Consider the following 11460-nt stretch of genomic DNA (forward strand, 5'->3'; position numbering starts at 1 on the left):
CATGAAGCCGCTGCCGATGCGCCTGGGGGATCTGTCGGTCGGCTTCGTCCACAGCCTCGCCGATGCCGTGCGCAGCCATGGCGCCGATCCGCAACCACTGCTCGAACAATATGGCCTGGATGCCGCACGACTGGCCGAGGCCGGCGCGCGGTTGTCGATTCCGCGCTACATGCGTCTGGGGCACAGCGCGATTCAGTTGACCGGCGACCCGGCGCTGGGCCTGCGCATGGGCCAGCTCAGCCGCCTGAGTCAGGCCGGGCTCGCCGGGGTCACTGCCGCGCAGGCGCCGACCGTGCGCGAGGCTGCCCGTTGTCTGATCCGCTTCGAGCCGCTGTACGGCTCCAACTATCGCGGGCAATCGAGTTTTCACGAAGACGCTCATGGCGCCTGGCTGCGCTTCTATTCGATCAGCCCGTACAACGCCTATAACCGTTTTGTGGTCGATTCGATCATCGCCGGCTGGTTGCATCAGTTGTCCAGCGTCAGTCACGAGCCACTGCGCGCCGAACGCATCGAAATCGAATTTGCCGAGCCGGACTATCGCGACGCCTACAGCGTGCTGGGCGACTGCCCGCTGCAGTTCGGCGCCGAACGCAATCAATTGCGCCTGAACCTGGACAGCCTGGCACAGCGTAACCCCGAGCACTGCCCGAGTACCTGGCGGCATCTGCTGCAATTGTGTGAACGGGAACTGGAGCAATTGACCCGCACCCGCAGCCTGCGCGAACGCATCACTCAGCTGCTGGGGCCGTTGCTCAATGGTGGCCGGGAACCCGACCTGGAAGAAGTGGCGGCACGCCTGAAGCTGCCGACCTGGACACTACGGCGCAAACTGACCGAAGAAGGCACGCAGTTTCGCGCGATCCTCAATGACACCCGCCGTGATCTGGCGATGACCTACATCCGCGACACCGAACTGGCGTTCGGCGAAATCGCCTATCTGCTGGGCTTCGCTTCAGCCGAAGCGTTTCAACGCGCCTTCAAACGCTGGAGCGGTCAGACCCCCGGCGAATTTCGCCGCAGTCATCGCAAAACCGCCTGACGCCTTACAGCTCGGTGGCGTCTTCGGCCGGCTCTGGCTGATCCAGTTCATAGGCCTGGAATTCGAGCAGTTCTTCTTGATAGTCGTCCATCGTCTCATCCCCCTGCTGCCCGCTTGAAAAATAGCCCGGTCAAATGACCAGTGCCTCGAGCATATCGTGCCCGTGTGAAGGAAAAGTGAAACCCGTCCTTCATGAATAAAACGTAGCAGGTGGTCAGGAATTTATCGCGGGATTTTTGTCAGGGGAATGTAACGGGACTTCACATACCGCAGAAACAACTGTGGGAGCGGGCTTGCTCGCGAAGGCGTCAGTCCATTCAGCATCGATGTGACTGAACAACCGCTTTCGCGAGCAAGCCCGCTCCCACAGGGGATAGGTGCGTGAGTTACTGCATTGCCGGAATCGGCTCGGACGGCGGCGGGATATTGGTCGGGTTGGCCGGCGGCGTGATCGTTTCGGTAGCCGGTGCAGGCTCTGCGCTCGGGGCCGGAGTGATCGGCGCCGACTCCGCCGGCGGCACCACGGGTTCGGAACCCGTTGGTGTCGGTGCAACCGGGGCCGGCGCTGGGGTCGTTGCCGGGGCTGCCGGCGTCGTGGTCTGGGCGGGCTCGACAATTCCGGCTGGCGGCGGCGCAGGCGTTGTCTCTACCGTCGGTGCCGGGGTTGCCGGCGCTACCGCGGCAGGCTTGGGCTCCGGCACACCGAGATCGGTCTTGGGCTTTTCTTCGATGTGCGCAGCTTTCTTCGCATCGGCCGGCAGGAACAGCTCGACCAGGGTGAAGAAACGCTCGTAGAACTTCTGCGAGGTCACGGTCTCGCTGGCGACCTTGACCATCGAGTCATCGGAGGAGCCGATCGGCATCGACACCGAACCCAACACACCAACCCCGAGGCTGGCGGAGTTGTTGGTCTTCTTCAGCGCGTAGCGATCCTGCAGGGCGTTGGCGAACACCGTGGCATGGTGCTTGGCACTGCCGTCTTCGGCACACACCACGTTGAAGCTGATTTCCAGGTGGGTTTCCCCGGTCTGCTGGAAGCTCTTGTGGCCGCTGACCAGTTTCGGGTCACTGCTGGTGATGATGTAACCCTGGCTGAGCAGCGCACGACGGGCTGCCTCGCAACTGGCGACATCGGCCACCGGGTAGTTGCGAGAGTACGTACCCGAATCGTCGAAATTCTCATGCTCATAGATCGGTTTGTCTTTCGAACAGCCGGCGACAGCGGTCAACAACAGCGCCAACCCAACGACACGCATGGGAGTTGAAATCAACATTAAACATCCTGAGGGAAAACGGTCCGGGGCGTATTGTGCAACAGATCGCGGCCCTGCGGAGTACGGATTAGTGTCTTAAAACGCTTACAACTTTACCGAGGATGGGCGCCGGGAAAAAGCCGCGTCGCCAAATGATCGACAAATACCCGCAATTTGGCGGTGGCATGGCGGTTCGACGGCCACAGCACCCAGAACTGACCGACGTGTTGCAGATGCGCATCGAGCACCCGCTGCAAGCGCCCCTGCGCCACCGCCTCGTGCGTCATGAAGTCCGGCAGACAGGCGATGCCCATCCCGGCGAGGGCGGCATGGTGGACGGCTTCGATCGACGTACTGACCAGTCGGGCCGGCAAGACCGGCTCCGCCCCACCCTCCTCGCGAATCAACGGCCACGGTTCCAGTTTGCCGGTGGCGTGAAAGGTATGTCGCAAACAGGCGTGGTTCGCCAGATCGGCCGGGATCTGCGGCACGCCACGTTGCTGCAGATATGGCGGACTCGCCACCAGCACCATGTGAAACTCGCCCAAGGGCCGGGCCATCAGCCGTGAGTCCCGTGGCTTGCCGGTACGAATCACCGCGTCGAAGCCCTCCTCGACCACATCGACCATGCGATCGGTCAGGTCCAGATCCAGCTCGATCTGCGGGTACAGCGCCATGAACTGGTTCATCACCGGCATCACCAGGCCATGCACCTGCGGCAGGCTGATGCGCAGTTTGCCGTGGGGCTGCGACGCGGAATCGCACAGCTCGAACTCGGCGGCTTCCACCTCGGCGAGAATCTTGCGACAGCGCTCGAGGAACAGCGCGCCCTCGCTGGTCAGGGTGATGCTGCGGGTGGTGCGATGAAACAGTCGCACGCCCAGCCGCGCCTCCAGCCGCGCGATACTTTTGCCGACCGCCGAAGACGACACGCCCTGCAGCCGCCCCGCCTCAGTAAAACTGCGGGTCTCGGCGACCTGCACAAACACCGAAATACTGCCCAGACTGTCCACTCCACCCCTCCCATTCACGACATCCGTGTCCGATATGTTCGGAACCGTAACCCATTTTTCTCCGCTGCGCAGCGCCCTAGCCTATGGCCTTCATCTCCTTCGGCACATGGACGCTGACACATGAACAATGCACCACTCACCTCACCCGGCCTCGGCACTGCCCTCGAATTACCCGAGCGCTTACCCTTCGGCGCCCTGCTGGCCCTGGCCACCGCCGGTTTCATCACAGTGCTGACCGAGGCCATGCCCGCCGGCCTGCTGCCGCAGATGAGTGCGGGGCTGAATGTCTCGCAAGCACTGATCGGGCAACTGGTCACGCTGTACGCCATCGGCTCGATGCTCGCGGCCATTCCCCTGACCATCGCCACCCGCAACTGGCGCCGACGGCCGTTGCTGCTGTCAGCCATCGGCGGCTTCGCCATCGCCAACAGCATCACCGCGCTGTCGGAGCTGTACTGGCTGACCTTGATCGCACGCCTGCTCGCCGGGGTTTTCGCCGGGCTGCTTTGGGCGTTGCTCGCAGGCTATGCCAGCCGCATGGTCGCGCCGCACCTGCAAGGCCGGGCGATCACCGTCGCCATGCTCGGCGCGCCGCTCGCGCTGTCGCTGGGCATTCCCGCGGGCACCCTGCTCGGCACGCTGGTCGGCTGGCGCCTGAGCTTCGCGATCATGACCGCACTGACGCTACTGCTGGTGATCTGGGTCCGCTGGCAAGTGCCGGACTTCCCAGGCGAACGCGCGGGAAAACAGCTACCTCTGCGTCAGGTTTTCACCCTGCCCGGCGTGCGACCGGTACTGTTCGTGACCCTTTCCTACGTGGTTGCTCACAACCTGCTGTACACCTACATCGCGCCATTTCTGCAACCGTCGGGGCTTGCCGGCGATATCGACCGCGTACTGCTGGTATTTGGTCTGGCGTCGGTGCTGAGCCTGTGGATCGTCGGCAGCCTGATCGATCGCTGGCTGCGCGAACTGGTGCTGATCAGCACGCTGCTGTTCATGCTCTCGGCCATCGCTCTTGGCCTGTGGCGTGAATCGCCGACAGTGGTCTACATCGCCGTTGCCGTGTGGGGCCTGGCGTTTGGTGCGATGCCTTCGCTGCTGCAGACTGCCTCGGCAAAAACCGCTGGGGATGCTGCCGATACGGCGCAGTCGATGCTGGTAACGCTGTGGAATGTCGGGATTGCCGGGGGTGGGCTGGCGGGTGGATTGTTGCTGGGGAATCCGGGGGTTGGGGCGTTTCCGTGGATGGTTGTTGGGTTGTTGGTTTTGACGTTGTGTGCGGCGCTCAGGGCGCGGGGTCATGGGTTTGCGGGGGTGAGGTGATGGGTTTGTCTGTCGCGGATTGGTTGACTGATCGACCGCGTTCGCGAGCAGGCTCGCTCCCACAGGGATTGAGGTGGGCAGTCAGAGATGGGGCGGCTGACAGGCCGCCATCGCTGGCAAGCCAGCTCCCACAAGATCAAGATCAAGATCAAGATCAAAAGATCAAAAGATCAAAAGATCGCAGCCTTCGGCAGCTCCTACACAGGCCGAGTGTCAGCTCGCCGAAAGCTCTTGATCTTGCCGTGTCGGCCCCTTCGGCAGGCTGAGCGGAGGGATTTATCCGGGGGTGGGAGCGCAGCGACCGTTCGACGAAGTCGAACACATCGAGAGGAGGTGCAGCGAAGCAAACCGGAGGCGATGCCCCCGGATGAATCCCGGAGCGAAGGAACCCGAGCCTAGGCGAGGGCCGTACGCCGGGGCCCAGCGTTTTGGTTACTTTTGGGCGTCTGCAAAAGTGACTCGCTGTAAGAGCGAAACCGCCAGCGCCAGCACCCGAAGCAACGGATATACACCCAAATCCCAACCATAAAAAAAGCCCCGACCATAAGATCGGGGCTTCCCTGTTACCACTCAGTCAACCATCAATACCGCTTGATGTCAGCCTGACTTTCCAACTGCTTACGGAACGCCGCAAAATCCTGCTGACCTTCACGCGAGGCAAGGAAGCGACGGTACTGAGCCTTCTCTTCATCGGTCGGCGCGGTCGCCTCGTTGACACCATTCAGACGCACAATCATCAGACTGCCATCCTGCAAGGTCACGCTGGTGAACGTCGGTTTGTCCTTGGACGCCGGCTTCGGCATGCGGAACAGCGCCTGCAGCACAGTTGGGTCAACCCCTTCCTGAGTGCGGGTCGCTGCAGAGACAACCTTCCAGTTCTGGCCATCCACCGCCTTGTCCAGTGGAGTCTTGCCATCACGCAGACTGGCGATCAACTGCTCAGCCTTGGTCTTGGCCGCAGCGCTGGCATGCTCTTTGGTCAACTGCGCACGGATCGACGTGTTGACCGCTTCCAGTGGCAATTGCTCAGGCTTCAAATGCTCCTTGGCACGCAGCACGACCACAGTTTCCGGATCCAGCTCGATGCCGGTGCTGTTGGCATTTTCTTCCAACACTTCCTGGCTGAACGCAGCCGTCACGACAGCGCGGTTGGCCGCGATGCCCTCACCACCTTCACGGCCAAACGGCTTGGAGGTGTGCACGGTCAGTTTCAGGTCGGCCGCTGGCTGAGCCAGGTCAGACGCTTCGAATGCCGAGTCTTCCAGTTGCTTGGTCGCCTCGACGAAGCGCTGCTCGACCTGTTGAGTCTTCAGCTCGCGGGTCAGCTTGTCTTTCAGGCTGGCCAGGGTCGGTACTTCAGGCGCTTCAACACCCAGCAACTTGATCAGGTGGTAACCGAAGTCGGTGCGAACCGGCTCGGACACCTGATCCTTGTTCAGCGAGTACAGGGCTTTCTCGAAGGCTGGGTCATAGACGCCAGGACCTGCGAAACCGAGGTCACCGCCATTGTTGGCCGAACCCGGATCCTGCGAGAACTCCTTGGCCAGCGCTTCGAATTTCTCGCCCTTGGCCAGACGCGCCTGGACTTCTTCGATCTTCGCCTTGGCCTGAGCGTCGGTGGTCTTGTCGTTCACTTCGATCAGGATATGCGCCGCACGACGCTGTTCCGACAGGTTGGCGATCTCTTTCTGATACGCCGCCTGCAGGTCTTCGTCCTTGACCGCCACCTGGTCGAAGAACGAGGACTTCTTCAGCTCGACATAATCGACAACCACTTGCTCAGGGGTCATGAACTCCTTGGCGTGCTCGTCGTAGTAAGCCTTGACCTCATCGTCGGTCAGCTTGACCGCGGCCGGGTCGGCCTTGACGTTCAGCGAAGCGAAGTCGCGGGTCTGTTTTTCCAGACGGGCGAATGCCAGCACTTCGGCGTCGGTGACGAAGCCGCTGCCGGCAACACCGGCGCGCAACTGACCGATCAGCATTTCCTGAGCCAGCATCTGGCGGAATTGCATGCGGGAGTAGCCCAGTTGACGGATCACCTGGTCGAAGCGCTCGGAGCTGAACTTGCCGTCCACCTGGAATTCAGGGGTCTGCAGGATCACCTGATCCAGTGCACCTTCGGAGAAAGCGAATTTCGATTGTTCTGCGCCTTGCAGCAGCAGCTTGCGATCGATCAGACCCTTGAGGGCCGATTCGCGGAGCATTTTTTCGTCAAGCAAAGAAGCATCGAAGTCCTTGCCCAGCTGTTGCATCAGTTGACGGCGTTGCATGTCAACGGCCTGGCTCAGCTCGTTCTGGCTGATTTCTTCACCATTGACCTTGGCCGCATCGTTGGTGTGCGTCGTGGCCTTGAAAATGGCATCGAAACCGGTCAGAGCCATCAGTGCAACGATGACTCCGATAATGGTCTTGGCAATCCAGCCTTGTGAATTGTCCCTGATATTCTGCAGCATGCGTCCCCCAGAAACGGTTGAACTTCAAAAATTTGGCAACCGTGGAGCGTGGGTAGAATCCGGATAGAAGAAAGGCGCATCCGAGGATGCGCCTTCTCGTAACTGGCGGAGCGGACAGGGCTCGAACCCTCGATCCCGGCGTTACAGGCAACTCATTCAGCTACCTGCTCTACCGCTCCGCTGCCAAGTCAGGCATGACCCCGACCCGGATGGGTAAAAACCTGAAACAAACTTGCTTAGTTGACAGCTTCTTTCAGTGCTTTACCGGCTTTGAAACCTGGCTTTTTAGCAGCAGCGATTTCCAGCGTCTTGCCAGTCTGTGGGTTACGACCGATACGAGCTGGACGATCAGTCACGGAGAACGTGCCGAAACCTACCAGAACAACGGAGTCGCCAGCCTTGAGAGCGCCAGTGACGGATTCGATTACAGCGTCCAGCGCACGGCCAGCAGCAGCTTTCGGGATATCAGCGGATGCAGCGATAGCATCAATCAGTTCCGACTTGTTCACTCTAAGTCCCCTTATATCTATTTTGAGATGATTCTAAGTTTTTTGGTGAAAGCAAAAACGAGTGCTGAATGGCCTACAGACACTTAAGAGCCGCTTTATAACAAGGGCTCTAAAAAGCTGTCAAGGAAGCCCCCCAGGCAAAAACGTATTAATGCGTGCTAATTCTTTCCTTTGAATCAGACTCACGTTTTTCGTCCTTGGAAACTATCTCCGGAGCCACATCCGGCAAGGGCTCCGGCGCGTATTGCAGCGCAATTTGCAGGACCTCGTCAATCCATTTAACCGGTTTAATCTGCAGATCCTGCTTGATATTGTCAGGAATCTCCTTCAAATCGCGCACGTTCTCTTCCGGAATAATCACAATCTTGATTCCGCCGCGGTGAGCCGCGAGCAGTTTTTCCTTCAGACCACCAATTGCCAGCACTTGACCACGCAGAGTGATTTCGCCGGTCATGGCGACATCGGCGCGCACCGGGATCCCGGTCAATGCCGACACCAGTGCCGTGCACATGCCCACACCGGCGCTAGGACCGTCTTTCGGGGTCGCCCCTTCCGGCATGTGGATGTGGGTGTCGCGCTTCTCGTGGAAGTCCAGAGGAATGCCCAGGCTCTTGGCACGGCTGCGCACAACAGTCAGCGCGGCAGTGATCGATTCGACCATTACATCGCCCAGCGAACCGGTCTTGATCAACTGACCTTTACCCGGCACCACGGCCGCTTCGATGGTCAGCAATTCGCCGCCCACTTGCGTCCACGCCAGGCCAGTGACCTGACCGATCTGATCCTGTTGCTCTGCCAGACCGTAGCGGAATTTGCGCACGCCGAGGAAGTGCTCCAGCAAGTCAGCTGTCACTTTTACCGAGAAGCGTTTTTCCAGCGCGTGCTCTTTGACGGCCTTGCGGCAGACCTTGGCGATCTGCCGTTCGAGGCCACGCACACCGGCTTCACGGGTGTAGTAACGGATGATGTCGCGGATCGCTTCTTCGTCGAATTCCAGCTCGCCTTTCTTCAGGCCGTTGGCGGCGATCTGCTTTGGCGACAAGTACTTGACGGCAATATTGATCTTTTCGTCTTCGGTGTAGCCCGGCAGGCGAATGACTTCCATCCGGTCCAGCAGCGCCGGCGGGATGTTCATCGAGTTCGAGGTGCACAGGAACATCACATCCGACAGGTCGTAGTCGACTTCCAGATAGTGATCGTTGAAGTTGTGGTTCTGCTCCGGATCGAGCACTTCCAGCAACGCCGACGCCGGATCGCCACGCATGTCGCTGCCCATCTTGTCGATTTCATCGAGCAGGAACAGCGGGTTGCGCACGCCCACCTTTGTCATCTTTTGAATCAATCTTCCTGGCATCGAACCGATGTAAGTGCGGCGGTGACCACGAATTTCCGCCTCGTCACGCACGCCACCGAGGGCCATGCGTACGAATTTACGGTTGGTGGCGTGGGCAATCGACTCCGCCAGCGAGGTTTTACCCACGCCAGGAGGACCGACCAGGCACAACACCGGACCACGGATCTTCTTCACGCGCTTCTGCACGGCGAGGTATTCAAGGATGCGCTCCTTGACCTCTTCGAGGCCGTAGTGATCGGCGTCGAGTATGTCTTCAGCACGCGCCAGGTCGAGGCGCACCTTGCTCTGCGCCTTCCACGGCACTTGCACCAGCCAGTCGATGTAGGAGCGCACCACGGTGGCTTCAGCGGACATCGGCGACATTTGCTTGAGCTTGTTCAGCTCCGCGGTGGCCTTGGCCAGGGCATCTTTTGGCAGGCCGGCAGCGTCGATGCGCTTTTTCAGCTCTTCGATTTCGTTGTGACCTTCGTCACCGTCGCCCAGCTCTTTCTGAATGGCCTTCATCTGCTCATTCAGGTAGTACTCGCGCTGGCTGCGCTCCATTTGTTTTTTGACGCGGCCGCGAATGCGTTTTTCAACTTGCAGCAGATCGATCTCGGCATCCAGCAGAGCGAGCACGTGCTCGACCCGGGCCGACAGATCAATGATTTCGAGGATTTCCTGCTTCTGCTCGATTTTCAGCGCCATGTGCGCAGCCATGGTGTCGACCAGGCGACCCGGCTCATCGATGCTGTTGAGTGACGACAGGACTTCAGCCGGGACTTTCTTGCCCAGCTGTACATATTGTTCGAACTGCGACAGCAGGCTGCGCACGAACACTTCGGATTCGCGCTCGGCGGCGTCGACTTCTTCGATCAGCGAGACCTCGGCGCGGCAATGCCCGTCGACTTCGCTGAAGCGCTCCACAGCGCCGCGCTGCTCACCTTCGACCAAAACCTTGACGGTGCCATCCGGCAGCTTCAGCAGCTGCAACACAGTCGCAATCGTACCTACGCGATAGAGAGCGTCTTCACCGGGATCATCATCAGCCGGGTTTCTCTGGGCCAGCAGCAGGATCTGCTTGTCACCCGTCATCGCGGCCTCGAGGGCTTCGATGGACTTCTCGCGCCCCACGAACAGCGGGATAACCATGTGCGGATAAACCACGACATCGCGCAATGGCAGGAGAGGCAATTCGATGGTTGTCTTCATGATTTCGCCTCTACGGCGGCCATATGGCCGTAATCAGATGGAATTAAGCTTGAAACCAAGATGGGGGCTGCCTTGAAAAAAAACAAGCGCAAAGCGGATGTAAAAAACGACATAAAAAAAAAGAGGCCCGAAGGCCCCTTCTTTGTTCCGGCAGTGTGGACGCTTACGCGTCCGGCGCTGCCTTGGCCGTCGGCTCACTGTTTTCATAGATATACAGTGGCTTGGACTTGCCTTCGATCACGCTCTCGTCAATGACGACTTTGCTCACCTCGGACTGCGAGGGGATCTCGTACATCGTGTCGAGCAGCACACCTTCGAGAATCGAACGCAGGCCACGAGCACCGGTTTTACGTTCCAGGGCACGCTTGGCGACCGATTTCAGTGCGTCGGTCCGGAACTCCAGATCCACGCCTTCCATCTCGAACAGCTTGGCATACTGTTTGGTCAGAGCATTTTTCGGCTCGGTGAGGATCTGCATCAGCGCAGCCTCGTCGAGTTCGTCCAGCGTCGCCAGGACCGGCAGACGACCGACGAATTCCGGGATCAGACCGAACTTGACCAGATCGTCAGGCTCGACTTCACGCAGGGATTCACCGACTTTCTTGCCTTCTTCCTTGCTGCGCACTTCTGCGTTGAAACCGATGCCGCCCTTCGTGGAACGGTTTTGAATAACCTTTTCCAGACCGGAGAACGCACCACCGCAGATGAACAGGATGTTACGGGTGTCGACCTGCAGGAATTCCTGCTGCGGATGCTTGCGGCCACCTTGCGGCGGAACGGAAGCGACCGTGCCTTCGATCAACTTCAGCAAGGCCTGCTGCACGCCTTCACCGGAAACATCGCGGGTGATCGACGGGTTGTCGGACTTGCGGGAAATCTTGTCGATTTCGTCGATGTAGACAATGCCCATCTGGGCCTTCTCCACGTCGTAATCGCACTTTTGCAGCAGTTTCTGAATGATGTTCTCGACATCTTCACCCACGTAACCGGCCTCAGTGAGGGTGGTTGCGTCGGCGATGGTGAACGGAACATTCAGCAAGCGGGCCAGTGTTTCGGCCAGCAGGGTTTTACCGGAGCCTGTCGGGCCGATCAGCAGGATGTTGCTCTTGCCGAGTTCGACGTCGTCAGCCTTCTTGTCACGCTGGTTCAGACGCTTGTAGTGGTTGTACACCGCTACGGCCAGAACCTTTTTTGCACGCTCCTGACCGATTACATATTGATCAAGGATGCCGCTGATTTCTTTAGGCGAAGGCAATTTATGCGCGCTGCTTTCGGCCTGTGCTTCCTGCACCTCCTCGCGGATGAAGAGGATTTCCTTG

General features: G+C 59.5%; 8 protein-coding genes. 2 read left to right on the plus strand and 6 right to left on the minus strand.

What is annotated here, in order from left to right; all coding sequences use genetic code 11:
* The first annotated feature begins 1 nt into the window (after window position 1).
* The gene (locus ACIOUG_RS11240) at window positions 2–1042 is read left to right on the plus strand and encodes an AraC family transcriptional regulator (protein ID WP_401065325.1); all 1041 of its coding nucleotides are present in this window, start codon (window positions 2–4) and stop codon (window positions 1040–1042) included.
* Between the two features lie 386 nt (window positions 1043–1428).
* Here ACIOUG_RS11240 and ACIOUG_RS11245 read toward each other — a convergent pair whose 3' ends face one another.
* Both ACIOUG_RS11245 and ACIOUG_RS11250 read right to left on the minus strand, forming a co-directional pair.
* Window positions 1429–2316, minus strand: coding sequence for a DUF2242 domain-containing protein (locus ACIOUG_RS11245; protein WP_401065328.1), 888 nt, complete (start codon window positions 2314–2316; stop codon window positions 1429–1431).
* A gap of 92 nt (window positions 2317–2408) precedes the next feature.
* Complete coding sequence (locus ACIOUG_RS11250; protein ID WP_401065330.1) at window positions 2409–3308, minus strand: LysR family transcriptional regulator; 900 nt, start codon at window positions 3306–3308, stop codon at window positions 2409–2411.
* 120 nt (window positions 3309–3428) lie between these two features.
* Between ACIOUG_RS11250 and ACIOUG_RS11255 the strand changes: the two genes are divergently transcribed.
* Window positions 3429–4634 carry an MFS transporter gene (locus ACIOUG_RS11255; protein WP_401065333.1) on the plus strand — a complete coding sequence of 402 codons (1206 nt, stop codon included), beginning with the start codon at window positions 3429–3431 and terminating at the stop codon, window positions 4632–4634.
* A 581-nt stretch (window positions 4635–5215) separates the two neighbouring features.
* On the opposite strand, the gene ACIOUG_RS11260 is transcribed toward ACIOUG_RS11255, so the two are convergent.
* The 4 genes from ACIOUG_RS11260 to clpX all read right to left on the minus strand — a co-directional run.
* A complete protein-coding gene (locus tag ACIOUG_RS11260) occupies window positions 5216–7087 on the minus strand; it encodes a SurA N-terminal domain-containing protein (protein ID WP_401065336.1) in 1872 nt (623 codons plus the stop codon).
* Between the two features lie 236 nt (window positions 7088–7323).
* A complete protein-coding gene (locus ACIOUG_RS11265) occupies window positions 7324–7596 on the minus strand; it encodes an HU family DNA-binding protein (protein ID WP_002552737.1) in 273 nt (90 codons plus the stop codon).
* Between the two features lie 148 nt (window positions 7597–7744).
* Entirely contained in the window at window positions 7745–10141 is a 2397-nt protein-coding gene (lon, locus tag ACIOUG_RS11270; protein ID WP_127652111.1) for an endopeptidase La, read from the minus strand.
* A 163-nt stretch (window positions 10142–10304) separates the two neighbouring features.
* Window positions 10305–11460 (minus strand): ATP-dependent Clp protease ATP-binding subunit ClpX (gene clpX, locus ACIOUG_RS11275; protein WP_401065340.1); only part of this gene is annotated, 1156 nt, incomplete at its 5' end.

Source organism: Pseudomonas sp. NPDC087803, assembly GCF_044742995.1.
In the GTDB taxonomy this organism is placed as follows: domain Bacteria; phylum Pseudomonadota; class Gammaproteobacteria; order Pseudomonadales; family Pseudomonadaceae; genus Aquipseudomonas.